This is a genomic window from Streptomyces sp. NPDC002845, assembly GCF_053591955.1.
Map to the genome: position 1 here is coordinate 1 of NZ_JBSFUU010000025.1, position 23,039 is coordinate 23,039.

General features: G+C 71.4%; 19 protein-coding genes. 4 read left to right on the forward strand and 15 right to left on the reverse strand.

The features are described 5' to 3' along the window. Nucleotides 1-269 precede the first annotated feature (269 nt). The 3 genes from ACWD3C_RS19620 to ACWD3C_RS19630 form a co-directional block, all read right to left on the reverse strand. Complete coding sequence (locus ACWD3C_RS19620; RefSeq protein WP_451145676.1) at nt 270-626, reverse strand: substrate-binding domain-containing protein; 357 nt, start codon at nt 624-626, stop codon at nt 270-272. Between the two features lie 231 nt (nt 627-857). After that, nucleotides 858-1,808, reverse strand: a complete 951-nt coding sequence (locus ACWD3C_RS19625) for a DMT family transporter (protein WP_451145489.1) — start codon at nt 1,806-1,808, stop codon at nt 858-860. Beyond that, complete coding sequence (locus ACWD3C_RS19630) at nt 1,805-2,641, reverse strand: phosphatase PAP2 family protein (protein WP_451145491.1); 837 nt, start codon at nt 2,639-2,641, stop codon at nt 1,805-1,807. Before ACWD3C_RS19630 ends, ACWD3C_RS19625 begins: the two co-directional genes overlap by 4 nt. Nucleotides 2,642-2,819: 178 nt before the next feature. Here ACWD3C_RS19630 and ACWD3C_RS19635 point away from each other — a divergent pair, with 178 nt between their 5' ends. Beyond that, nucleotides 2,820-3,434 carry a TetR/AcrR family transcriptional regulator gene (locus ACWD3C_RS19635; RefSeq protein ID WP_451145493.1) on the forward strand — a complete coding sequence of 205 codons (615 nt, stop codon included), beginning with the start codon at nt 2,820-2,822 and terminating at the stop codon, nt 3,432-3,434. Between the two features lie 139 nt (nt 3,435-3,573). On the opposite strand, the gene ACWD3C_RS19640 is transcribed toward ACWD3C_RS19635, so the two are convergent. Beyond that, nucleotides 3,574-4,497 (reverse strand): DUF2510 domain-containing protein, encoded by a 924-nt coding sequence (locus ACWD3C_RS19640; RefSeq protein WP_451145495.1) that lies wholly within the window; start codon nt 4,495-4,497, stop codon nt 3,574-3,576. A gap of 182 nt (nt 4,498-4,679) precedes the next feature. Between ACWD3C_RS19640 and ACWD3C_RS19645 the strand changes: the two genes are divergently transcribed. Continuing rightward, a complete protein-coding gene (locus ACWD3C_RS19645) occupies nt 4,680-7,355 on the forward strand; it encodes an ATP-binding protein (RefSeq protein ID WP_451145497.1) in 2,676 nt (891 codons plus the stop codon). A 233-nt stretch (nt 7,356-7,588) separates the two neighbouring features. On the opposite strand, the gene pcaDC is transcribed toward ACWD3C_RS19645, so the two are convergent. From pcaDC to ACWD3C_RS19680, 7 genes are read right to left on the reverse strand one after another with little or no spacing between them, the layout of a single operon-like run. Then, on the reverse strand, nt 7,589-8,719 hold the full coding sequence (gene pcaDC / locus ACWD3C_RS19650) for a bifunctional 3-oxoadipate enol-lactonase/4-carboxymuconolactone decarboxylase PcaDC (protein WP_451145499.1): 1,131 nt from the start codon (nt 8,717-8,719) through the stop codon (nt 7,589-7,591). Further along, nucleotides 8,716-10,047, reverse strand: coding sequence for a 3-carboxy-cis,cis-muconate cycloisomerase (pcaB, locus tag ACWD3C_RS19655; protein ID WP_451145501.1), 1,332 nt, complete (start codon nt 10,045-10,047; stop codon nt 8,716-8,718). Before pcaB ends, pcaDC begins: the two co-directional genes overlap by 4 nt. Further along, the gene (gene pcaG, locus ACWD3C_RS19660; protein ID WP_451145503.1) at nt 10,044-10,649 is read right to left on the reverse strand and encodes a protocatechuate 3,4-dioxygenase subunit alpha; all 606 of its coding nucleotides are present in this window, start codon (nt 10,647-10,649) and stop codon (nt 10,044-10,046) included. The genes pcaB and pcaG overlap by 4 nt, the downstream gene beginning before the upstream one ends. 6 nt (nt 10,650-10,655) lie before the next feature. Further along, nucleotides 10,656-11,429, reverse strand: a complete 774-nt coding sequence (gene pcaH / locus ACWD3C_RS19665) for a protocatechuate 3,4-dioxygenase subunit beta (RefSeq protein WP_451145505.1) — start codon at nt 11,427-11,429, stop codon at nt 10,656-10,658. A gap of 13 nt (nt 11,430-11,442) precedes the next feature. Continuing rightward, nucleotides 11,443-12,645 carry a thiolase family protein gene (locus ACWD3C_RS19670; protein ID WP_451145507.1) on the reverse strand — a complete coding sequence of 401 codons (1,203 nt, stop codon included), beginning with the start codon at nt 12,643-12,645 and terminating at the stop codon, nt 11,443-11,445. Further along, the gene (locus tag ACWD3C_RS19675; protein WP_451145509.1) at nt 12,642-13,286 is read right to left on the reverse strand and encodes a CoA transferase subunit B; all 645 of its coding nucleotides are present in this window, start codon (nt 13,284-13,286) and stop codon (nt 12,642-12,644) included. The genes ACWD3C_RS19670 and ACWD3C_RS19675 overlap by 4 nt, the downstream gene beginning before the upstream one ends. Then, a complete protein-coding gene (locus ACWD3C_RS19680; RefSeq protein WP_451145511.1) occupies nt 13,286-14,068 on the reverse strand; it encodes a CoA transferase subunit A in 783 nt (260 codons plus the stop codon). The genes ACWD3C_RS19675 and ACWD3C_RS19680 overlap by 1 nt, the downstream gene beginning before the upstream one ends. Nucleotides 14,069-14,317: 249 nt before the next feature. Between ACWD3C_RS19680 and ACWD3C_RS19685 the strand changes: the two genes are divergently transcribed. Next, nucleotides 14,318-14,782 carry a MarR family winged helix-turn-helix transcriptional regulator gene (locus ACWD3C_RS19685; RefSeq protein WP_451145513.1) on the forward strand — a complete coding sequence of 155 codons (465 nt, stop codon included), beginning with the start codon at nt 14,318-14,320 and terminating at the stop codon, nt 14,780-14,782. Here the strand turns inward: ACWD3C_RS19685 and ACWD3C_RS19690 are convergent, their stop codons facing one another. Both ACWD3C_RS19690 and ACWD3C_RS19695 read right to left on the reverse strand, forming a co-directional pair. Beyond that, the gene (locus ACWD3C_RS19690; RefSeq protein WP_451145515.1) at nt 14,783-15,787 is read right to left on the reverse strand and encodes a DUF3048 domain-containing protein; all 1,005 of its coding nucleotides are present in this window, start codon (nt 15,785-15,787) and stop codon (nt 14,783-14,785) included. Nucleotides 15,788-15,917: 130 nt separating this feature from the next. After that, nucleotides 15,918-17,000, reverse strand: coding sequence for an ATP-dependent DNA ligase (locus ACWD3C_RS19695; protein WP_451145678.1), 1,083 nt, complete (start codon nt 16,998-17,000; stop codon nt 15,918-15,920). 75 nt (nt 17,001-17,075) lie between these two features. Between ACWD3C_RS19695 and ligD the strand changes: the two genes are divergently transcribed. Continuing rightward, nucleotides 17,076-18,101 carry a non-homologous end-joining DNA ligase gene (ligD, locus tag ACWD3C_RS19700; RefSeq protein WP_451145517.1) on the forward strand — a complete coding sequence of 342 codons (1,026 nt, stop codon included), beginning with the start codon at nt 17,076-17,078 and terminating at the stop codon, nt 18,099-18,101. A gap of 37 nt (nt 18,102-18,138) precedes the next feature. On the opposite strand, the gene ACWD3C_RS19705 is transcribed toward ligD, so the two are convergent. Next, a complete protein-coding gene (locus ACWD3C_RS19705) occupies nt 18,139-20,340 on the reverse strand; it encodes an OmpL47-type beta-barrel domain-containing protein (RefSeq protein WP_451145519.1) in 2,202 nt (733 codons plus the stop codon). Continuing rightward, nucleotides 20,340-22,844: a ThuA domain-containing protein gene (locus ACWD3C_RS19710; RefSeq protein WP_451145521.1), complete on the reverse strand. Its 2,505-nt coding sequence runs from the start codon at nt 22,842-22,844 to the stop codon at nt 20,340-20,342. Before ACWD3C_RS19710 ends, ACWD3C_RS19705 begins: the two co-directional genes overlap by 1 nt. Between the last annotated feature and the right edge of the window lie 195 nt (nt 22,845-23,039).

Below are 23,039 nucleotides of genomic sequence, written 5' to 3' on the forward strand. Positions count from 1 at the left end.
GGAGCTGGACTGTCACTCATCCCCCCATTGTTGCCGCAACCCACACCCCGCCGGACCACGCATCCCCAGGTTGCCCCCTTCGAGGCATACGCCGCCGATCCCGGGCGCCCCGCCTCCGCCTGGGGCATGGCCTCAGGGCCGCCGTTCCGCCGTTCACCGCCCCGGCGGCCCCGGCGGCCCCGTCCGCCGCTACGCCCCCGGGTGCAGCCCCAGCCAACCGGGCGTCGCATCCGGCTTCCACCACGCGCACGCCACCGAAGTCCACACCCTCACCCCGAGGTTCGGACCCCACGACGGCAACCGCACACGGCCACGCCGCGCCCGAAGAGCCTGAAACCCTCAGGCACACACAGAGTTCCCGAGACGCTGACCTGGACCGACGGTCTGCTCCGATCGGTGATCCGTTCGAGGAGGAGGCGGGCGGTGTTCCTGCCGATCTCGTGGCCCGCGTGGTCGACGCTGGTCAGCGAGATCGGGCCGAGCGCGGCGAACGTGGTGTTGTCGTAGCCGGCCACCGAGACGTCGCCGGGAACGGAGAGCCCCGCTTCGGCGATCGTCTCCAGCACGCCCATGGCGACGACGTCCGCTCCGGCGAAGACGGCTACGGCGAGGAAGAGTTCTGCCAGGTCAGTCGTTCAGGCGCCGCTTGCCGAGCGCCGAACCCGGCACCCCCGACCACGGCGCCATGCGCCTGCTCGACGTGACCGCGCCCCAGCCCGCCGAGCGCTCGGCACGAAGACCGAACAACAACGACGCACACAGTTCTGACCAACGCTCAACTGAGCGTTTCGTCCCGTGGTGCATGTTTGATCCCGGCTCAGGTGTCCCGCCGGTTGGAAGGCTCGACGGACTCCTGTTCAGAGCGGGGTCAGGTGTCCCGGTGCCGGGGGAGCGGGCTGTCGGGGTACCAACGCGGGCTCGTGCGGCGCCGGTCGGGGTTCCAGGGCCAGGACGGCGGCCACCGGGTGGTCGTCGGCCACGGGCTGTTGCCGGGGTGTCACGCGGGTCAGCAGCACCACGCCGCGCGAGGCCACGGCGGCTCCGGCCAGGGCGAGGAGGATGCCCGCCGGGCCGCCCCGGAGTCCCTCGCCGAGGAGGGACAGGCCGATCACGGCGGCCGCGACCGGGTTGGCGATCGTGACCATGGCGAGCGGGGCGCCGAGGCCGTCGCGGTAGGCCGTCTGCGAGAGCAGCAGACCGCCTGCCGCGAAGACCGCGACCAGCAGGGCGACCGCGACCGTCCGGGCGCTGAGCAGAGCTTCCGAGCCGGCCGTCGCGGCCACCGTCACGGTCTGCGTGAGCGCCGACGCGACGCCCGAGGCGAAGCCGGACGCGGTCGCGTGCCGCAGCCCCGGCCGGACGCCGGGCCGGGCCAGGGCGCCGATCAGGACCGCCGTGATCCCGGCGACCGCCAGGGCCTCGGACGTGCTCAGCACGTCGTCGGGCGCGGGCCCGGACGCCGCGACCAGGATCGCGGCGAGCCCGGCCAGCGTGAGCGCCGTGCCGCGCCACTCCACCGCGCTGACCTTCCGCCCGGCGATCCGCGCCCCCAGCGGCACAGCGGCCACCAGCGTCAGCGCGCCGAGCGGCTGAACCACGGTGAGCGGGCCGTACTTGAGGGCCACGACGTGCAGCACCGCCCCGGACGCGTTCAGCAGGACCGAGCCCCACCAGGCGCCGTTGACGAGGAGCCGCCGTATCCCTGTCCCGCCGCTCCTGGAGGCGAGCCGCTCCTGCGCGACGGCGGCGGAGGCGTACGCGACGGCCGAGACCAGTGACAGGACGACGGCGACGAGGGTGGCGGTCATCGGCCCGCCCCCACGAGTACGGGCCGCTCGGCCGGTACGGGCTTCTGCTCGACGAGTTCGGCGGCCGTGGCCGTCCGGGACCGTTCCCAGAGGTGGACTGCCGCGAGGGCGAGCCCGAGCAGCGCGGCCGCCACGATCGCGTCCAGCCAGTAGTGGTTCGCCGTGCCGACGATCACCAGCAGGGTCAGCAGCGGATGCAGCAGCCAGAGCAGGCGCCCGCGGGAGCGGGTCGCGGCGATCATGCCGATCGCGACCATCAGCGCCCACCCGAAGTGCAGTGAGGGCATCGCCGCGAACTGGTTCGCCATCGAGTCGGTCGCGGGAGTAGCCCCGTACACCGTGGGCCCGTACACCTGCCCGGTGTCGACGAGACCCGCGGCGCCGAGCATGCGCGGTGGAGCCAGCGGGAACACGAGGTGCACCACCAGCGCGGCGGCGGTGACCGTGGCGAGGACCCGGCGGGCCCACACGTAGTGCGCCGGGCGCCGCAGACAGAGCCAGATCAGGAAGGCCGCCGTGGCCGGGAAGTGGACGGTCGCGTAGTAGGTGTTGACCACGTGCACGAGGGTGTCGCTGTACAGCAGGGCGTTCTGTACGGCGCCCTCGCCCGGCAGGCGCAGGGCGCGCTCCCAGTCCCACACGCGGTCCGCGTTGCGGAAGGCCTCGGCGGTGTGGCCGTTCGCCAGCAGCCGGCCGGACTTGTAGACGAGGAAGAGCCCCGCGACGAGCAGGAGCTCGCGCAGGAGGGGCGGCCGCGCGGCGCTGTCGTGCGACGGCGGCCGCCTTCTGGCCGCGTCGGGTGCGGCCTCTCCAGGCTCGGTTCGTGTGGTCATCCCCCGGCCCCCTTCGCTGGCGTTCGTGGACGTTCGTAGCGGCTCACCGATACGCGAGCGTGCCGATACTAAGTCGTTTCGATACGCCAGTGTACCGAAACGAATCTGTTTCGGTACACTGGCGTATCGATGGACTGTGTGAGACAGCCCACGGATCACGGACAAGGAGAAGAGAGCCATGACGTCGCAGGCAGCGGACGGACCGGAGCCGGTCGTCGCCTCGCGCCGCTCCAAGATCACACCCCAGCGTGAGCAGGAGTTCTACGACGCCGCGCTCGAACAGATCCGCGCCTGCGGCTACGACGCGGTCACCATGGAAGGCATCGCCGCGCAGACGCGCTGCAGCAAGTCCACGCTCTACCGGCAGTGGAAGACGAAGCCGCAGTTCGTGGCCGCCGCGCTGCGCGCCAGCCGCTGCCCCCGGTTCGCGGGCATCGACACCGGCTCGCTCGCCGGGGACCTGCGCGCGGTGGCCCGGGCCGGCGCCGAGTGGGTCGCCCAGGACACGCGGTTGTTCCAGGCGCTCGGTCACGCCGCCATGGAGGACGAGGAACTGCGGCAGGCGCTGCGCGACGCGCTCATCGAGCCGGAGATCGACGCGCTCCGGAAGATGCTCGACCGCGCCGTCGCCCGCGGTGAGATCCCGGCCGGCCATCCCGCGCTGGAGTACGTCCCCGCGCAGATCTACGGCGTCCTGCGGGTCCGCCCGGTCCTGGAGGGACGCGACGCGGACGAGACGTATCTCACCCGGTTCGTGGAGGCCGCCGTGCTCCCGGCGCTCGGTCTCACCTGATGCTCAGGCCGTCGTCCGTGAGATGACCGGACGGCCGCCTGACACGCGCCGCACCGTGGGGACGGGGGCGGCGCGTACCACCGGCCGGGTGGGGTTCCTCGGGAGCGGAGAGGAACCCCGCCCGGCCGATCCAACCGCGTTATACGTTCTGCCCGTTGCCACCGCTCACCGAGGCCGCCTTGATGCCCTCGGTGATCTCGTCGATCACGGCCGGCCCGGGGGACTCGTCGCTGACGTCGACGCCGAACCGGACCACGACGAGCGAGTCGGAGTCGGCCGGAGAGGGGAACGCGAGCGACTCGACATAGCCGTCGTCCCCCTTGCTCGTGATCACCTTCCAGCGGACCAGGTAACCCTTCTGCCCGGCCACGGTCACCGCCTCGGAGGCCAGCTCCTCGTGCGAGGTGATGCTCCCGTAGGTGGTGCCGCCGTAGGACTCCTCCGCGTTCTTGGAGATGTCCTCCTCGGCGGCGGCCCTGGCCGTGGTGGCGTCCAGGCCGTGCGTCCTGGCGGGTGCCGAGTACGCCCCGCCGCGCGTGCAGGACTTCGAGGTGTCGCCGGGGCACTCGTACGTGTCCTCCGACATCACTTGCGCGCCCACCGTTATGGCGCCGCCGCTCCAGCCGTCGGGAACGGGGATGCTGATGCCGCTGATCAGGTCGGTGGCGTACCCCTCCTCCTGCTGCGGCGGCCCGGACTGCCCGGGCGCCGGGTCCTGCCCGCCCTGGCCGTTCTGACCACTTGGTCCCTGCGAGGAGGAGGCGCCGCTCCCGCCGCCGTCCCTGGTGAGGACGAACGCGCCCACCCCGATGCTCGCCAGGACGGCCGCGGCCACGGCCACGGCTATGCCCGTGCGCAGTCCGCGCCGCCGGGGTGCGGGCGGGTACGCCGGATACGCCCCGGCGGCGTTCGACGGATGCGCCGGAGCACCCCATGCGTCGGCCGAACCCACGGGCCGGATCTGGTCCGTCCATGCCTTACCGTCCCACCACCGCTCGGTGGCGGGGCCGTCACTTGTCTGCCCGGGGTCGGGGTACCAGCCGGGAGGAGTCACCTGCGTCATGGGGACACGGTATGAGGTGAGCGTGAAAGTCCTATGAGAGGGGCTCAACCCACCTCGGGTCATGGCCAGTCGGACGGTCACCCGTGACGGCAACACGTGCCCGGACCCACCTCCACGGCGGCTTCCGGACGGCTACGCTCAATGGTCTGAACGTCGTTCGGGCGACCTGGGGAGGGAGCGGGATGACGGAGGCAGGACCCGGAGCGGTCGCCACGGCTTCCCTGTGGGAGCGCGACGAGGAGCTCACCGCCATCACGGAGGCGGTCGACGCCCTGCGCGCGGACAGGACGTCCCGCGGCGGCCTGCTGGTGTTCAACGGCGAGGCGGGCATCGGCAAGACCGCGCTCCTGGCCGCGGCACGCCGTATCGCGGAGCGCCGCGACTGCAACGTGTGGTCGGCACGCGGCGGTGAGACCGTCACGTCCGTTCCCTTCAACGTCGTACGGCAGCTGCTGCAACCGGCGCTGCTCTCCCTGCTGCCCGACGAGGCGCGGGAGTACCTCGGGGACTGGTACGACATCGCCGCCCCCGCCCTCGGGATAGCGGACCCGAGCGAACGCCAGGCCGACCCGCAGGGCGTGTGCGACGGCCTGGTCACGGCCGTCAGCAGGCTCGCCCGGCGCGACTGGCCGCTCGTCCTGCTGATCGACGACGCGCACTGGGCCGACCAGGAGACCCTGCACTGGCTGGCCACGTTCGCCGAGCACATCGACGAGCAGTCCGTCCTCGTCGTGGTCGCGCGCCGCGCGGGCGAGGCCACCGGTGAACGCGCCCGGTACCTCGACTCGGTGGCCTCGGCGGCCCGCCCCACCGCCCCGCTCAGCGCCCTGACGCCCGAGGCGACCGCCGGGCTCACCCGCGCCACCGTCGGCGCCCACGCGGACGCCCCGTTCTGCCGCGAGGTGTGGGCGGTCACCGGCGGTAACCCGTACGAGACCGTGGAACTCCTCGCCAAGGTGCAGGACAGCCAGCTCGACCCGGTCGAGGCGTCGGCCGCCGAACTGCGCGCCCTGAACCGCTCGGCCCGTGGCCGCGGCCTCGTCACCCGCCTCCAGTCACTCGGCCCGGAGGCCACGCGCTTCGCCTGGGCGGCCGCCATCCTCGGCACCGGCATATCCGTGGACCTCGTGGCCCGGCTCGCCACGACCGACCGGGAGGCGGCGCTGCGGTGCGCCGGCCTGCTCACGGCGGCGCGCATCCTCACCGAGCCCGACCCGGCCAACCGCCAGGCCGACGACGGCGAGCTGGAGTTCGTGCACCCGCTGATCGCCAGCGCCGTCTACAACTCGATCCCGGAGGGCGTGCGCACCGCGATGCACGGCGTGGCCGCGCAGGTCGTCACCGAATCCGGACTCGGCGCCGCGATGGCCTCCCGCCACCTGCTCGAAGTGCACCCGGACGACGACTCCGAACTCGTCGAGCAGATGCGCGAGGCGGCCCGCGAACACCTCGCCGTCGGCGCGCCGGACGCGGCCCGCCGCTGCCTGGAGCGCGCCCTGCTCGAACCGCCCCGACCCCACGTCCACGCGCGCGTGCTCTACGAGCTGGGCTGTGCCACGCTGCTCACCTCGCCCGCCACCACCGTCGACTACCTCCAGGCCGCGCTCGCCATGCCCGGCCTCGACGGCGACGAACGCGTCGACGCCGTCTACCGCCTCTCCCAGGCACTCCTCCACAACGACCAACTGGAGGAGGCCGTCCGCACGGTCGACGCGGAGGCCGCCCGGCTCGGGCCGGGGCCCGCCCGGATGCGGATGCATGCCGTGCACTACATGTGGGAGGGCATCCACGCGGGCGAGGAGCCGTCACCGGCCTGCTCCCGGGAACTCGCCGAACTCGCGGCCACCTGCACCGGCCGGGACAACTCCGAACGCGCGCTGCTGATTCTGCGCGGCTTCGACGCGATGACCCATGGCGAGAACGCCGAGGAGGTCGTCGAGTACTGCGACCACGCCCTCGTCAACGGCCGGCTCGCACCCGGACTCGGCTGGACCGACACCGAGTGGGGCATCGAACTGCTGATGATGCTGGGCAGCGCGTACGCCTACGCCGACCGCCTCGACCGGGCGGAGAGTCTGTTCTCCGACGCCCTGCGCTCCTACACCGGCGCGGGCTGGAGCGGCGGCCACCTCGCCCTGGCCCACGCGTTCGTCGGGCTCGCCCACCGCAGGCGCGGCCGCCTCAAGGACGCCGAGGCCTCCCTGCGCGACTCGCTGCGCATCGCCGAGCGGGTCGGGCGCGGGCTGCCCCTGTACTGGTCGGCGACCTGCGGACTCGTCGACACCCTGCTCGCCCGCGGACACGTCGGCGAAGCCTGGGAGATCGCCGAGCGGTACGGCTTCGCTCCGCCCTACCCCTCCACCATCGTCCTGCCCGACACCCGCTCCGTATGCGGCCGGCTCCTGCTCGCCACCGGCCGGACGAAGGAGGGCATCAACGAACTGGAGGCCGCGGAGAAGGCGACGGCGGCCCGGGGCCACCACAACACGGTGCTGGCACCCTGGGCCGGTGACCTCGCCCGCGCACTGGCCGTCGAGGACCCTCGGCGGGCGGCCGAACTGTCGGCGGCCGTGCGGCAGCAGGCGGAGCGGTTCGGTACGGATACGGCGATCGGCGAGGCGTTGCGCCTCGCCGCCGCGTTGGAGACGGGGCAGCGGGCGGCCGCGTTGTACGGGCAGGCGGTTACTTATTTGGAGGCGTCCCCTTGTGCTTATGAGCACGCGGCGGCTCGGGTTGAGTACGGGATTGCCATTCGGTCGGTAACCGAACTGCAGAAGGGGCTGACCCTGGCGCGGTCCTGCGGGGCGGACGGTCTGGTGGTGAAGGCGCAGGGGTGGCTGGACAACCGACGGGGTTAGAGCCTGTGTCATATCCCCGGTCGGATCAGCGCACGTCGTCATGGGGGTCCCCCCCGCTCGAGCGCAGCCGAGAGTGGGGGAGCGTGCGATCGCAAGGCGCCGGAAGGTCCTTGATGGGGGAGGAGCCACCAGGGCCTTCCGGCAACGCGGCTGGGGGTCCCCCCACGCCCTTAAGGCAGTGGGGGAGTGCGTGCCGGGCGGCGGGCGCCCGGCCGGGGATATGACACAGGCTCTTAGGGGGCGCTGGACTCGTCCTCTTCTGCCAGGACCCCTTGCGCTGCCGCGAACGCCGAGTTGGCCGCCGGGACCCCGCAGTACACCGCCGTCTGGAGCAGCACCGCGCCGATCTCCTCCGGTGTGAGCCCATTGCGTCGGGCGGCTCGCACATGCATCGCCAACTCGTCGTAGTGGCCGTGGGCCACCAGGGCCGTCAGCGTGATCATGCTGCGCTCGCGGCGGGTGAGGGTCGGGTCGGTCCAGATCTCGCCCCAGGCGTAGCGGGAGATGAAGTCCTGGAAGCGGGCGGTGAACGGGGTCTGGCGGGCCTGGGCGCGGTCGACGTGGGCGTCGCCGAGGACCTGGCGGCGGACTTCCATGCCGCGCGAGGCGTGCCCGTCGAAGTGGCCGCGCAGGGCGGCGAGGACGGCCTCCGGGCACTCGGCGGGTGCGAGGTGGGAGGCGCCCGCGAGTTCCGTGAGGGAGGACCCCGGCACCGCGTCGGCGATCTCGCGCAGATGGGCGGGCGGGGTCGCCGGGTCCTCACGTCCGGCGATCAGGAGCGTGGGGGCGGTGATCGCGGGAAGCTCGTCCCGGATGTCGAACGCGGCCAGGGCGTCGCAGCAGGCGGCGTACGCCTCCGGGTCCGCGGTGCGGTGGTCGTCGACCAGCTCCGGCACGGTGAACCCGGGCGTGAACCAACGGGAGCCGGCCGTCTCCGCGAGCCCGGCGAGCCCCTCCCGGCGGACCAGTTCGGCGCGCTCCTGCCACGGCTTGGACCCGTTGAAGTGGGCCGACGAGCAGATCACCGCGAGGGAGGACACCCGCTCGGCGTGATGGGCGGCCAGGTACAGTCCCACCGCCCCGCCCAGTGAGACCCCCGCGTACGCGAACCGCCCCACCCCGAGCGAGTCCGCGAGCGCCAGCACCAGGCCGGCCAGGTCGGCGACCGTCGCGCCCGGGCCGATGAGGCCGGCGGGGGAGCCGCCGTGGCCCGGCAGGTCCCAGCGGATCACCCGGTGGGTCACGGAGAGTTCGGGGGCCAGCTTGTCCCACAGCGCGGTGGACGTGCCGAGGGAGGGGCCGAGCAGGAGCGGGGGAGCGGACGCCGGGCCCTCCGCACGGTGGTTGAGCAGCTTGTCGGTCAACGTCGCTCCAGAGCACGGTCGGTGAGGGCTCCGGCGGAGCCGGTGTAGCGGGTGGGGTCGGTGAGGTCGGCCAGGTCGAGGTCCTTCAACTCGGGCTCCTCGGCGAGCAGTTCGCCCAGCGAGCGGCCCTCGGTGTGGGTGCGCTCGGCGACCTCGGTGAGCAGTTCCCTGGCACGGGCCCGGCCGAGCACGGGCGCCAGCTCGGCGGCCAGCCGCTCCGAGACGATCAGACCCCGGGTGAGGTCGAGGTGTTGGCGCATGACGTCCGCGCGCACCTGGAGCCCTTCGGCCAGTTCCACGGCGTCCCGGGCGGCGCCACCGGCAAGGCGGAGCAGATCACGCAGCGGCTCCCACTCGGCGTGCCAGGCCCCGGCCGGCCGTTCGTCCTCCGCGGCGAGAGAGCCGTACAGCGTGGCCGCGAGCTGCGGGGCGCGCCGGGCCGCCGCCGCGATCAGCGTGGACCGTACGGGATTCGCCTTGTGCGGCATGGCCGACGAACCGCCGCCGCTGCCCTCGGCGACCTCGGCGATCTCCGTACGGGAGAGGGCGAGCACATCGACCGCGATCTTGCCGAGGGCGCCCGCGGCGAAGGCGAGCGCTCCGGCGAGGTCCGCGACCGGGGTGCGCAGGGTGTGCCAGGGCAAGTCGGGCGCGGCGAGGCCGAGTTCACGGGCGTATGCGGCGGTGAGGGCCTCGGTGGTGTCCGCGCCGAAGACGGTGAAGGCGGCCAACGTGCCTGCCGCGCCCCCGAGTTGGGCGGGCAGCGCGTCCCGTACCGCTCTCACCCGGTCCCTGGCGTCCAGCACCAGCGACCGCCAGCCCGTCGCCTTCAGGCCGAACGTCGTCGGCACCGCGTGCTGGGTGAGCGTCCGTCCGGGCATCACCGTGTCCCGGTGCCCGGCGGCGAGACGCGCGAGGGCGGCCTCCGTACGGCCCAGGTCCGCCAGCACCACGTCCAGGGTGCGGGCGGCGACCAGCATCGTCGCCGTGTCCATGATGTCCTGGCTGGTCGCGCCCCGGTGGACGTACGGCCCGTACGCCTCGCCCACCGCCGCCGTGAGGTCCGCGACCAGCGGGATCACCGGGTTGCCGCCACTGCGGGCGCGCAGCGCGAGCGAGGCGACGTCGAAGCGGGAGATGTCCGCCGCCGCGTCCACCGCCGTGGCCGCCTCCGCCGGGGCGAGCCCCAGGGAGGCCTGGGCGCGGGTCAGCGCGGCTTCCGCGTCGAGCAGCGCCTGGAGGTAGGCGGTGTCGCTGGTGGCGGCCGACGCGGGGGAACCGGCCCACCCAGGGGCGAGCAGGCCGGTGTCGGAAACCGAAGGTGTCACTGGAACTCCAGGAAGACCGTCTCGCCTTCGCCCTGAAGGCGGATGTCGAAACGGTACGTCCCGTTGCCCTTGTCCTCGGCGATCAGCGTCGCGCGCCGCTCCTCGTCCAGCCGGGAGAGCAGCGGGTCGGCGGCGAGCGCGGCCTCGTCGCCCGGCAGATAGATCCGGGTGAACAGGTGGACGAGCAGGCCGCGTGCGAAGACGCACACGCTGAGGTAGGGGGCGCTCTGCCCGCGCGGACCGGGCCGCAGCGTGCGCGCCGTCCAGTGGCCGTTCGCGTCGACCTGGACGCGGCCCCAGCCGGTGAACTCCACGCCGTTGCGGCCCAGGAAGCCGCCGCTCGACGGGTCGCGCCGCATCGAGCCGTCGGCCTGGGGCAGGCTGCCGTCCGGGTCGGGACCCCACAGCTCGACGAACGCGTCCGGCAGCGGGTTGCCCTCGCCGTCGTACACGTATCCGCGCAGGGCGATCGTGTCCGGGTGGCCGAGAGGGGCGATGTCGCCGCCGCCGGGGAACGGCAGGGCGTGGCCGTAGAAGGGGCCCACCGTGTGCGAGGGGGTGGGGAGCACGGTCTCCGGACGGCTTGTGTCGATCTTCGTCATGGCAGGTCAGCGCCCTTCTTCGATCCAGGTGGCGTTCGGCCCGTCCAGCACGATGTCCCAGTGGTACCCCATCGAGAACTCGGGCACCGACAGGCTGTGGTCGTACGTCGCGATCAGCCGCTGCCGGGCGGCGTCGTCCGTCACGGACTGAATGATCGGGTCGTACGGGAACAGCGGGTCGCTCGGGAAGTACATCTGTGTCACGAGCCGCTGTGTGAACGCCGTACCGAACATCGAGAAGTGGATGTGGGCCGGCCGCCAGGCGTTGACGTGCTGGCTCCACGGGTAAGGGCCCGGCTGGATGGTCGTGAACCGGTACCGGCCGTCGTCGTCCGTGAGCGTGCGGCCGACGCCGGTGAAGTTCGGGTCGAGCGGGGCGTCGTGCTGCTCGCGCTGGTGGGCGTACCGGCCGGCCGAGTTCGCCTGCCAGATCTCGATGAGCTGGCCACGGACGGGGCGGCCGTCGCGGTCCAGCAGCCGTCCGGAGACCGTGATCCGCTCGCCGATCGGCTCGCCGGTGTGCTGCCGGGTCAGGTCGTTGTCGATCTCGGTGATGTCGCGCTCGCCGAAGGCGGGGGAGGCCAGCTCCACCAGTTCCGGGTCCTTGGCGACGTCGATCGCGACGGGCGGCTGCTTGGGGTGGCGCAGTACGGAGGAGCGGTACGGGGCGTAGCCCCGGCGCGGGTGGTGCTCGACGGGCGCGCCTTGTGCGACGCGCTTCTCGTACGCCTCGCGCGCCGCCGTCATCTCCAGGTCGATGTCGTGCTGGGTGAGAGTCATGACAGGTGAGTTCCTAACGCTCCAGGACGAGGGCGAGGCCCTGGCCGACGCCGATGCAGAGGGTGGCGACGCCGACGCCGGAGCCCTTGGCGGCGAGCTGGTGGGCGACGGTCCCGGCGAGCCGGGCACCGGAGGCGCCCAGGGGGTGGCCGAGGGCGATGGCGCCGCCCTGCGGGTTGAGGACGGCGGGGTCGAACTCGGGCCACTCGGCCACGCAGCCGAGCACCTGGGCGGCGAAGGCCTCGTTCAGCTCCAGGACCGACAGGTCGTCGAACCCCTTGCCCGCCTTGGTGAGTGCGCGGTTGACGGCCTCGACGGGGGCGAGACCGAAGTAGTGCGGGTCGGTGGCGGAGACGCCGGTGGCGGAGACACGGGCGAGAGGCTCGCGGCCGGTGGCGCGCAGGCCCTCCTCGTCGGTCAGCAGCAGGGCGGCGGCACCGTCGTTCAGAGGCGACGCGTTGCCCGCGGTCACCGTGCCGTTCTCCGTGCGGAAGGACGGCTTGAGCTTCGCCATGGTGCCCAGGGACGCGTCCGGTCGTACGCACTCGTCGGCGGCGAAGGAGACGGGCTCGCCCTTGCGCTGCGGGACGGGCACGGGGGCGAGCTCACCGTCGAAGGCGCCCGCGGCCTGCGCGGCGGCGGCCTTCCGGTGGCTGTGGAGCGCGAACTCGTCCTGCTGCTCCCGGCCGATCTTGTGCTTGTCGGCGATCAGTTCGGCCGACTCGCCCAGCGGGACGGTCCACTGCGGGTCCATCCGGGGGTTGACCATGCGCCAGCCGAGAGTGGTCGAGTACAGGTCGGTGTGCCCGGCGGGGAAGGCCCTGTCGTTCTTGGGCAGGACATAGGGGGCGCGGGTCATCGACTCCACCCCGCCCGCGAGGGCGATCGAGGCGTCGCCGAGGGCGATGGCGCGGGCGGCCTGGATGACGGCCTCCAGGCCGGAGGCGCACAGCCGGTTGACGGTCACCCCCGGCACGCTGGTGGGCAGTCCGGCGAGCAGGGCGGCCATACGGCCGACGTTGCGGTTCTCCTCGCCGGCGCCGTTGGCATTGCCGAAGTACACGTCCTCGATCCGGGACGGGTCCAACTCCGGTGTACGGTCGAGGAGTTGCCGGATGGCATGAGCGGCCAGGTCGTCCGGGCGTACGCATGCGAGGCCGCCGTTGTACCTGCCGAACGGGGTCCTCACGGCATCGACGATGTAGACGTCCTTCATGCGAGCTCCTCGGCGAGGCGGATCTTGGCGGCTGTCTTCTCGATGATCTCCTCGACCGGCACTCCCGGCGCGGTCTCCACCAGCACCAGTCCGTCGTCGCTGACGTCCAGCACGCCCAGGTCGGTGATGATCCGGTCGACGCAGGCCTTCCCGGTCAGCGGCAGCGCGCACTCGGCCAGGATCTTCGGCGAGCCGTCCTTGGCCGTATGGGTCATGACGACGATGACCGTACGGGCGCCGTGCACGAGGTCCATCGCGCCGCCGATCCCGGTGATCATCTTGCCCGGGATGGCCCAGTTGGCCAGGTCGCCCCGCTCGGAGACCTGCATCGCGCCCAGCACGGCGACGTCGATGTGCCCGCCCCGGATCATGGAGAAGGAAAGCGCCGAGTCGAAGTACGCGGCCCCCGGCAGGACCGTCACGGTCTCCTTCCCGGCGTTGATCAGGTCCGGGTCGACCTGGTCCTCGGTCGGGTAGGGGCCGGTGCCCAGAATCCCGTTCTCCGACTCCAGGGTCACCTCCACGCCCTCCGGGAGGTAGTTGGGGATGAGGGTCGGCAGTCCGATGCCGAGGTTCACGTACTGGCCGTCCTGGAGTTCGCGCGCGGCGCGGGCGGCCATCTCTTCCCTGGTCCAGGCCATCAGGAATTCACCGTTCCTCGTGCCGAAGGCGCGGAAATCGTGCGCTGTTCGATCTTCTTGTCGGCCGCCTGCTCCGGCGTCAGGGCGAGTACGCGCTGCACGAAGACGCCCGGCAGATGTACGGCGTCGGGGTCGATCTCGCCGGGTTCGACGAGTTCCTCGACCTCGGCGACGGTCACTCGTCCGGCCATCGCGGCCAGCGGGTTGAAGTTCCGGGAGGACTTGTTGAAGACCAGGTTCCCGTGCCGGTCGCCCTTCGCGGCCCGGACGAGGGCGAAGTCGGTGCGGATGCCGCGCTCCAGCACATACTCGACCCCGTCGAACTCCCGTACCTCCTTCGGCGGCGAGGCCAGCGCGACGCCGCCCTCACCGTCGTACCGCCACGGCAGCCCGCCCTCGGCGACCTGCGTGCCCACTCCGGCCGGGGTGAAGAACGCCGGGATGCCGGCACCGCCCGCGCGCAGCCGCTCGGCGAGGGTGCCCTGCGGGATCATCTCGACCTCCAGCTCACCGGCCAGGTACTGCCGGGCGAACTCCTTGTTCGCGCCGATGTAGGAGCCGGTGACCCGGGCGATCCGTCCGGCCGCGAGCAGGACCGCGAGGCCGGACTCCATCGCGCCGCAGTTGTTGGAGACCACACCGAGTCCCGAGACCTCGCGCTCGTACAGAGCCTGGATCAGCACGTTCGGCACACCGCTCAGGCCGAAACCGCCGACCGCCAGCGTCGCGCCGTCCGGCACATCGGCCACCGCCTCCAGGGCCGTGGCGACCACTTTGTCCATCCGTGAAGCCCCATCTCTCCCGAGCGTTCAGCGCCCCGACGACATCCCTGCCAATGAGGGATATTAATCAGGGCACTGAGTATTTCTGCGAGGTTTCACTCACGCTGCCATCCGATCCCGAGGCCGTCAAGACCTCGAATGAAACAGCAGGTGGAAGCGTGGGCGGTGGGCGAGACAGGCCGGGGTGCTGCCGGGTATCGTTCAGTGCACCAACGAATCGTTCGACCCCTGCCGAGCCGAGGAGCGCACATGGCCGCGGTGGACCTCTCCACCCACCCCGGGCACCTGGCCCGGCGGCTGCAGCAGGCGCACTACCTGCTGTGGAACACGATGGTCTCCGAAGAGATCACCTCACCGCAGTTCGCGGTCCTCAACGTGCTCGTCGCCGAGCCGGGACTCGACCAGCGCACGGTGGGGGAGCGGGTGGGGCTCGACCGGTCCACCATCGCCGAGGTCATCAGCCGGCTCAGCCGCCGCGGTCTGCTCGACAAGGTCCGCGACCCGCAGGACGGCCGCCGCTTCCTGCTCCGCCTCACGGACGACGGCGTCCGTACCCACCGCAAGCTCACCGTGCGCACGGCCCGCATGAACCAGGTCTTCCTGGCCCCGCTCTCCGCCGAGGAGCAGACCCTGTTCTTCGACCTCATCCAGCGGGTCGCGGACGCCGCCGAGGGGCTGCGCAACCCGGGGGAGACGCTCACGGCCCCGCGCTGATCAGGCCTTGGCGTACACCACCCATACCTGCCCCTCGGCGAAGTTCATCGGCGTACCGTCCGCCGTCGTGAACTCCGTCCCGTCCTCCGCCCGCTCCCGCTCCCAGCGTGCGTCGAACACCCGGCCGTCGCGCAGCACCTGGGCCTTCCCCGAACCCACGGTCTCCGTGTACGGGGTGAAGTTGCCGAGGGAGTCGTGGAACTCGGACTTCCGTACCGTCACGTGCTGCACGACCACCGTCGCCGCGGCCACCCTCGTACCGTTCGTCAGTACCGTCGGCGTGCCGTCCATGGATACAAGCCAGCGGTCCCGGTCCGCGGACCAGGTGAAGGTGAAGCGGGCCGCCGGATAGCGGACCGTGCGCGAGGTCTCCGGGGTGCCGCCGGTGGGCGCCGGGCCGTGGCGGAAGCCGGTCGTCAGCGCCGCGGCACCCGGCGCGGAGCCGATCAGCCGCTCGGGGCGCAGATAGAGGTTGTGCGGTGCGGGCTTGTCGGTGCCGCGGTAGTACGCGCCGGCCGCCTCCTCCGGCGTCCTCGGCCGCAGCGGCGCCTTGTCGATCAGCGGCATCAGCCTGCCCTGCGCGCCCGAGTAGGCGAGCGTCGGCTCGTCGAACTGCCGCAGCAGTTCCAAGTCGGACTCCCGCGCGCTGCGCACCGGCCCGATGGCCTCGGGCAGCTTGGTGGCGTACACCGCCATCAGCCGGCTCAGACCGCCCTCGACCTGCTCCGCGTACACGATGTCCGCCGCGTCGAGTCCGGTCTGGGGGCGGGCCGCGCGTACGTTGTCGATCTTCACGGCGAGTAGGGAACCGGCGCCTGTGGAACCGGTGGGCGCGGAACCGGTGGGTGTCGTACTGCTTCGGCCGTCCCCGGGCTTCTGCCCGCGTCCGTCGTCGATCCCGGACCCGCTCGCCGAGCAGCCTCCCGCCATCAGGGCACCCGTCGTCACCGCGGCGAGCAGCGCCCCGGTCACCCCACCGCGCCGCATCCGAGCTCTCAGTCCCATGCCCACCGTGGCCACCTTGTCTCGCGTCTTCGATTGTGCGCTTGTATGTTCAACGGTGGCCATACCCGATTAATCCTGATTTTGCGCACTTTGATAGGCCGGTCGGCCCAGTGCGAGACCACATCCGGCGCTACGGCGCGATGCCGGGCGCCGGGCCGAGGATCTCCGCCAGGTCGTAGTTCACCGGCTCCTCCAGCTGGGCGTATGTGCAGCTCTCGGCGGTGCGGTCCGGGCGCCAGCGGCGGAAACGGGCCGTGTGGCGGAAACGGACGCCGTTCTCCATGTGGTCGTACGCCACCTCGGCGACCAGCTCGGGCCGCAGCGGCACCCAGGAGAAGTCCTTCTTCGCCGACCAGCGGCTCGGGGCGCCCGGCAGCCGTGCCGTCTCGTGCGCGGCCTCGTCCGACCAGGCCGCCCAGGGGTGTTCCGCGACGTTCTCCATCCGCAACGGCTCCAGCTCCTCCACCAGCTCCGCGCGCCGCTTCATGGGGAACGCCGCCGACACGCCCACATGCTGGAGGACGCCCTCGTCGTCGTGCAGGCCGAGCAGCAGGGAACCGACGACGGGCCCGCTCTTGTGGAGGCGGTAGCCCGCGACCACCACGTCCGCCGTGCGCTCGTGCTTGATCTTGAACATCGCGCGCTCGTCCTGCCGGTAGCGCAGCGTCAGCGGCTTGGCGATCACACCGTCGAGGCCCGCGCCCTCGTACTGCTCGAACCACTCCTCGGCCACCGCACGGTCCGTCGTCGCCGGGGCGAGATGGACGGGAGCCGTGACGCCGGAAAGGGCCGCCTCCAGCAGGGCGCGCCGGTCGGTCAGCGGGACGTTCAGGAGCGACTCGTCGGCCAGGGCGAGCAGGTCGAAGGCGACGAAGGAGGCCGGAGTCGTCCCTGCCAGCATGCGGACGCGGGAGTCCGCCGGATGGATGCGCTCGGTCAGCGCGTCGAAGTCGAGCCGCCCGTCGCGGACGATCACGATCTCGCCGTCCACCACGCAGCGCTGCGGCAACCGCTCCTTGAACGCCTCGACCAGCTCGGGGAAGTACCTGGTCAGCGTCTTGCCCGTACGGCTGCCGAGCTCCACCTCCGCCCCGTCACGGAACACGATCGCCCGGAAGCCGTCCCACTTCGCCTCGTAGTGCATGCCCGGCGGGATCTTCGCCACGGACTTGGCGAGCATCGGCTTCACGGGCGGCATCACCGGCAGGTCCATGCCTTCGATTCTGCGACCATCTGTGGTCATTCGCCCGGTGTGCGAGGTATGCGCGGTACGCCTACCGTGGCTCGCATGGGCGATGCGGTGGAGCTGGAGGCGGCGGGCAGGACGGTACGGCTGTCCAGCCCGGACAAGGTCTTCTTCCCGGAGCGCGGTTTCACCAAGCTGGACCTCGCCCGGTACTACCTCGCCGTCGGGCCCGGCATCCTGCGCGCCCTGCGCGACCGGCCCACCACCCTGGAGCGGTACCCGGACGGTGTGACCGGCGAGTCGTTCTTCCAGAAGCGGGCCCCGAAGAACATGCCCGGCTGGATTCCCACCGCCCACATCACCTTCCCCAGCGGCCGCAGCGCCGACGAGATGTGCCCCACCGAGGTCGCCGCCGTCCTGTGGGCCGCCCAGTACGGCACGCTCACCTTCCACCCCTGGCCGGTCCGCCGCGACGACGTCGACCGCCCCGACGAACTCCGCATCGACCTCGACCCCCAGCCCGGCACCGACTACGCCGACGCCGTGCGCGCCGCCCATGAACTGCGCGCCGTCCTCCACGAGTACGGCGATCTGCGCGGCTGGCCGAAGACCTCCGGCGGCCGGGGTCTGCACGTCTTCGTACCGCTCGCACCCCGCTGGACCTTCACCCAGGTCAGACGCGCCGCCATCGCCGCCGGCCGCGAACTGGAGCGCCGTATGCCGGAACAGGTGACCACGGCCTGGTGGAAGGAGGAGCGGGGCGAGAAGATCTTCGTCGACTACAACCAGACCGCCCGCGACCGCACCATCGCCTCCGCCTACTCCGTACGCCCCCGCCCGCACGCCCCTGTCTCTGCACCCCTGACATGGGACGAGGTCGGCGACGCCGTACCCCGCGACTTCGACCTCGCGACCATGCCCGGCCGCTTCGCCGAACTGGGCGACGTGCACGCCGACATGGACGACCACGCCTTTTCCCTCGAAGCCCTGCTGGAGCTCGCCTCCCGTGACGAACACGACCACGGGCTGGGGGACCTGCCGTACCCGCCCGAGTATCCGAAGATGCCGGGGGAACCCAAGCGGGTACAGCCGAGCAGGGCTCGCAAAGAGAGGCCCGCGACTTCCTGAGGCCTACAACCCCTTGATCCCTACAGTTCCTTGATCTCTACAACTCCTTGATCCGGATGTCCCGGTACGACACCACGTCCGTCGTCCCGTGCACCTGGAGCCCGAGGTAGCCGGAGGCGAACCGCCGCCCGTCCGTGCCCGGGTCGTCCGAGCGGGGCGGGACGAAGTCCTGGCCGCCGATGTTGTCGAACTCGTTGATCAGCACGCCGTTGCGGTACACCGAGTAGTGCTGGTCGACCACGCGGATCTCGTAGTCGTTCCAGGTGCCCTTCTGCGTGACGCCCGCACCGGCGAGCCCGACCCGGTCGAAGCCGTAGACCGAGCCCGTCTTGTACATGTCGCCGTCGGGCCGGTCGAGCACCTGCACCTCGTGCCCGTACTTGATGGCGACCCACTCCGGCCGCGACTCCTCCGGGTGCCCGTGGACCCGGGGGAAGCGGACGAACACCCCCGAGTTGGCGTTCCCGGTGCCCGGCGCGTCGTCACGCCACTGGAGCCGCAGCGAGAAGTCGCCGTACTTCCGCTCGGGGAACCACAGCATGCCGAGCCCGCCCACCGTCGTACCCGAGGTGATCGACCCGTCGGCGTTCATGGCGAACGAACCGCCGCCCACGTGCTGCCACTTGGCGAACGACTCCGGCGTACCGTCGAGGATCTTCCGGTAGCCCTCGGTCTGGCCGGGCCTGCCGATGCCGGACTCCCGGGCCGCCGTCCGGACGGCCGTGTACTCGCGCTGGTCGACGACCCCTTCCCCGAGGAGCCTGTCGACGACCGTCTTCACGTGCTTCAGGAACAACGCGTGGGACGTCCACTCCTTCTCGTCCTCGATCAACTCATTGATACGGCAACGGTTGTTGGTGACCCGGTTCGGCACACCCGAGTCGACCGTGCCGACGATGACGGTCAACCGCTCGTCGTACTCGGCGCAGTTGGGCGCCGGCACCCCGCCGCCCGCGACGACCGTGAAGCTCACGGTCCGGGCCTCGGAGGTGTTGCCCGCCCGGTCGCTCGCCCGGTAGGCCACCGTGTGCGTGCCCGCGCGGTCGACCAGCACGGGTGCGGTGTAGGTGAGATAGGGGCCGCCGTCGAGCGAGTACTCGATCGTGGCGACGCCGGAGCCGCCGTGCTCGTCCGTCGCGCCGACCGTCACCCTCGCGCTGGAGATGTACGCCCCGTCGGAGTTCCGGTCCCCCTCGACGGTCACCCCGGTCACCGGCGCGTTCGTGTCCTCGACGGGCGGCGCGACCACCGTGAACTCCACGCTCCGCTCGGCGGACACGTTCCCCGCCCTGTCGGTGGCGCGGTAGCGCACGGTGTGCGCGCCGACCTCGTGCACCATCACCGGGACCGTGTACGGCTGCCAGGCGCCCGAGGCCCCGAGCGCGTACTCGATGGTGTTGACGCCGGAGCCGGTGTCGGACGCCGACACGGTGACGGTCGCCATGGCGACGTACTCACCCTGCGGGTTCTGCTCACCGGTCACCGTCGCGGACGTCTGAGGCGGTGTCGTGTCGTCCGTCGGCGGTGCGACCACCGTGAACTCGACGCTCTTCTCGTCCGCCGTGTTGCCCGCCCGGTCGATCGCCCGGTAGCGGACCTTGTGGTCACCGACCTGGTCGATCACGACGGGAGTGGTGTAAGGCTGCCAGGCTCCGTCGTCGCCGATCGCGTACTCGACGCGGTCGACCCCCGAGCCCTCGTCGGTGGCGCCGACGGTCACGGTCGCCGAGCCGACGTACGCACCGTCGGAGTTCTGCGTCCCGCTCACCGAGGACGACGTCTCGGGCGCGGTGGTGTCCTCGCCGCTGCCCTCGGTCACCACGAGGATGCCCTGCATCACCCCGTGGCCGGGGATCGCGCAGTAGTAGAGGTAGCGGCCGGGCGTGAGCGTCACCTCGGCGGTGTGGCGGCCGCCCTGGTCGTCGTTGGGGTTGGCCAGGATGTTCAGCGGGACGTCGTTGTTGTACTCCGGGTCGGAGACGTCGAACGTCAACGTGTGGGGCATTCCTATGGTGTTGCCGGTCGCCTCGCTGTTCTCGAAGACGATCGTCGTCGGCCCCGCCACCGCGGTCTGCGGGGCCGACGTGTACGCGTTGATGCCACCGTCGGCGGTCCAGGTCAGCACCTGGGCGGCCGAGTCCGTCGGGGCGTCGGTCTGGCCGACGGCGGACGTCGACGTGAGCCCGAGCACCATCAGCAAGGACGCCAGCAAGGCCGTCCACAAACGTCTCTCGCGCATCACTCCGCCTTCCTCGCCAGCTGATCGGCGGCAGGCGTCGGGCCACCGCCCGTGTAAGTGACCCGCCACAGCGCCGACTTGGAGTCCGAGGTGAAGAAGCCGCGCCCGTAGTCCAGGACGTACAGCGAACCGTCGGGCCCGAACTTCCAGTCCATGAGGTTCCTGATGCCGTCGTTGCCGATGGGCACGATCTTCTTCAGCGACTCCGCGTGGATCGGCAGCCCGCCGTCGCCCTCGGTCCTGGGGTCGGTGAGCACGGCGTGGCGCGGCTGGTCGGCGTCGTAGAAGTCACCGACGAACCACTTGCCGTCCCAATAGGCGGGCCACTGACCGTCGCCGGCGACCGAGGCGTCGTACCGGTAGACCGGCCCGTTCATCGCGGCCTGTCCGCCGCCCTTCAGCCACGGCAGCAGATAGGTGGCCTCCTCGCTGTTGTACGAGGGCACGCCGTTCGCGTCGCGCGGGAAGTCCGGGGCGCCGCCCTGGGGCGCGTACCAGATGTTGTTGCCGGTCACAGGGGGAAGGTTGACGAGGCCGTCGTTGTTCGGGGACTCGTTCTTCGGGTGGTCGCAGTCGTACCAGCCGAGCGGCTGCGACGGGTCCGGCAGATTGCGGTCCCGGTAGGGCTGCTTGTTGCCCATGCAGTACGGCCAGCCCCGGTTGCCCGCCTCGGTGATGACGGCGAACGTGTCGTACTTCGCCGGGCCCCACGTCGGTGAGGGCGTACTCGCGTCCGGGCCGACCCAGCCCGCGTAGAGGGTGTCGGTCTTCTGGTCGACGAAGATGCGGGCGGGGTTCCTGACTCCCATGACGTAGATCTCGCCGCGTGTCTTGCCGCCGCCCTCGTCGGTCTCCCTGCCCGTGAAGAGGTTGCCGTCGGGGAGGGTGTACGTGCCGTCGGGCTCCGGGTGGATGCGAAGGATCTTGCCGTTGAGGTTGTTGGTGTTGCCGGCGGTGCGGCGCGCGTCCGCGAACGAGACGCCCTTGTAGTTGGGCTCGGGGTTGTTGCCCGAGTAACCGTCGCTGAAGCGGCTGGAGTTGTTGTCGCCGGTCGCGATGTACAGGTTGCCCTGGGAGTCCCAGGCCATCCCGCCGCCCGCGTGACAGCAACTGTGGATCTGCACCGGCCAGTTCAGCAGCACCTTCTCGCTGCTCAGGTCCAGCTTGTTGGTGGCGAGGTCGAGCGTGAAGCGGGAGACGCGGCGCTCGGCCATGCGGGTGTCGCGGTTGATCTGCGAGTGGGGCGTGTAGTGCAGGTATACCCAGCCGTTCCGCTGGAAGGCCGGGTCCAGCTCGATGCCGAGCAGCCCCTCCTCGACCTTGATCAGCTCGTCGCCGCCGCCCTTGTTGCCGAAGACGGTGAGCGCGCCGGCCAGGGTGATCTGCCCGGTCCTGGGGTCGTAGACGTGGATCTCGCCCTGGCCCTTGCCGATGTCCGGGTCGTTCCAGTCGATGACCACGGGCTGGGACGCGTCGGCGCCGCCCCGGCCGATGTACAGGACCCGTCCGTCGGGCGCGGTCACCAGTCCGTGCGGCTCGCCGATCTGGTCGTTCCTGCCCGGCTGGTTGGGCTGGGTCAGGCGCTCCGCCTTGTAGTTGGCGTTGATCGTCGCCGTGCAGTCGGCCTGGCTCAGGCGCGTCGTCCACATCAGGGCGCCGCGCAGATGCGTACGGAAGTCGGTCTCGTCGTACGAGGAGACGGTGCCGCCCATGCCCGTGTAGAAGGAACGGCCGCCGTCGTAGTCACGGCACCAGCTCACCGGGTGGTCCCAGCCGTTGGCACTCGCCCCCGGCTGGTACGTCGACTCCCGCACCCGGGCGACGGTGTGGACGTCACCGGACGGGTTCTTCACCCAGTTGAACCACTGGTCGGGGCGCTTCCACTGCACCGGCAGGTCCTTCGTGGCCGGATGCCGCCGGTCGCCCACCTCAACGGTCGCCCGCTGCACGGCGGTTGGGCTCGAGGCGGCCGGGCGGGCGCCGATCAGGCCCGTGAACCAGTCCGAGTACGGCTCGGCGCGGGCCGCGTCATGGACGCCGAGGAAACCGCCGCCCGCCTCCATATAGGCCTCAAGGCCCGCCTCCTGCTCGGGGGCGAGGACGTCTCCGCCGCCGGTGAGGAAGACGACGGCGTTGAAGCGGCTCAGCCGGGTGTCGTTGGTGAACACGGAGGCGTTGTCGGTGGCGACGACGTCGAAGCGCTGGTCGGTCGGTCCGGACAGGCCGATCTTCTCGATGGCCTCGATGCCCGCGTTGACGAGCGGCGACTCCTCGCCGGGCGCCGCGGAGCCGTAGAAGAGCAGCACCCTCGGGGTGGCGCTGCCCGGCGGTGACGTGATGGACATCGTTGTCAGGGTCGGGTCGGGCGCCGGGAGCGCGCCCGCGGCGGGGCCCGTGAGAACCCCGGCGGTGACAACTCCGGCGGCCAGAGCGGCGGTCCAGCCGCGTCTGGCTCTGCTCAACCCTCTTATGGATAAGGGCGTTTGATGCGGTGTGCGCCGCATGTGGTCCTCCACCCCTCGTTGGTCACAGCAACAGCGCCAAGGAAGCTAGACCTCTTTTCGCGGCTCGCCAATAGGTATGACCGTGATTGCCCGAACTTTGTCCCGGGTGTGGAAAAACGAGAGGCGCACGGCTACCGTCTCACAGGTCCCTCTCTTTTCCTCTCTGTCATCCTCCGTCAAATTCCGTACCAGGGT

Coding starts and splice junctions, on each gene's coding strand:
- ACWD3C_RS19695 (WP_451145678.1), bottom strand. CDS start 17,000: ATGGACCTGCCGGTGATGCCGCCCGTGAAGCCGATGCTCGCCAAGTCC.
- ACWD3C_RS19645 (WP_451145497.1), top strand. CDS start 4,680: ATGACGGAGGCAGGACCCGGAGCGGTCGCCACGGCTTCCCTGTGGGAG.
- pcaH (WP_451145505.1), bottom strand. CDS start 11,429: ATGACTCTCACCCAGCACGACATCGACCTGGAGATGACGGCGGCGCGC.
- ligD (WP_451145517.1), top strand. CDS start 17,076: ATGGGCGATGCGGTGGAGCTGGAGGCGGCGGGCAGGACGGTACGGCTG.
- ACWD3C_RS19670 (WP_451145507.1), bottom strand. CDS start 12,645: ATGAAGGACGTCTACATCGTCGATGCCGTGAGGACCCCGTTCGGCAGG.
- ACWD3C_RS19625 (WP_451145489.1), bottom strand. CDS start 1,808: ATGACCGCCACCCTCGTCGCCGTCGTCCTGTCACTGGTCTCGGCCGTC.
- pcaG (WP_451145503.1), bottom strand. CDS start 10,649: ATGACGAAGATCGACACAAGCCGTCCGGAGACCGTGCTCCCCACCCCC.
- ACWD3C_RS19685 (WP_451145513.1), top strand. CDS start 14,318: ATGGCCGCGGTGGACCTCTCCACCCACCCCGGGCACCTGGCCCGGCGG.
- ACWD3C_RS19710 (WP_451145521.1), bottom strand. CDS start 22,844: ATGCGGCGCACACCGCATCAAACGCCCTTATCCATAAGAGGGTTGAGC.
- ACWD3C_RS19635 (WP_451145493.1), top strand. CDS start 2,820: ATGACGTCGCAGGCAGCGGACGGACCGGAGCCGGTCGTCGCCTCGCGC.
- ACWD3C_RS19705 (WP_451145519.1), bottom strand. CDS start 20,340: ATGCGCGAGAGACGTTTGTGGACGGCCTTGCTGGCGTCCTTGCTGATG.
- ACWD3C_RS19690 (WP_451145515.1), bottom strand. CDS start 15,787: ATGGGACTGAGAGCTCGGATGCGGCGCGGTGGGGTGACCGGGGCGCTG.
- ACWD3C_RS19630 (WP_451145491.1), bottom strand. CDS start 2,641: ATGACCACACGAACCGAGCCTGGAGAGGCCGCACCCGACGCGGCCAGA.
- ACWD3C_RS19640 (WP_451145495.1), bottom strand. CDS start 4,497: ATGACGCAGGTGACTCCTCCCGGCTGGTACCCCGACCCCGGGCAGACA.
- ACWD3C_RS19680 (WP_451145511.1), bottom strand. CDS start 14,068: ATGGACAAAGTGGTCGCCACGGCCCTGGAGGCGGTGGCCGATGTGCCG.
- ACWD3C_RS19675 (WP_451145509.1), bottom strand. CDS start 13,286: ATGGCCTGGACCAGGGAAGAGATGGCCGCCCGCGCCGCGCGCGAACTC.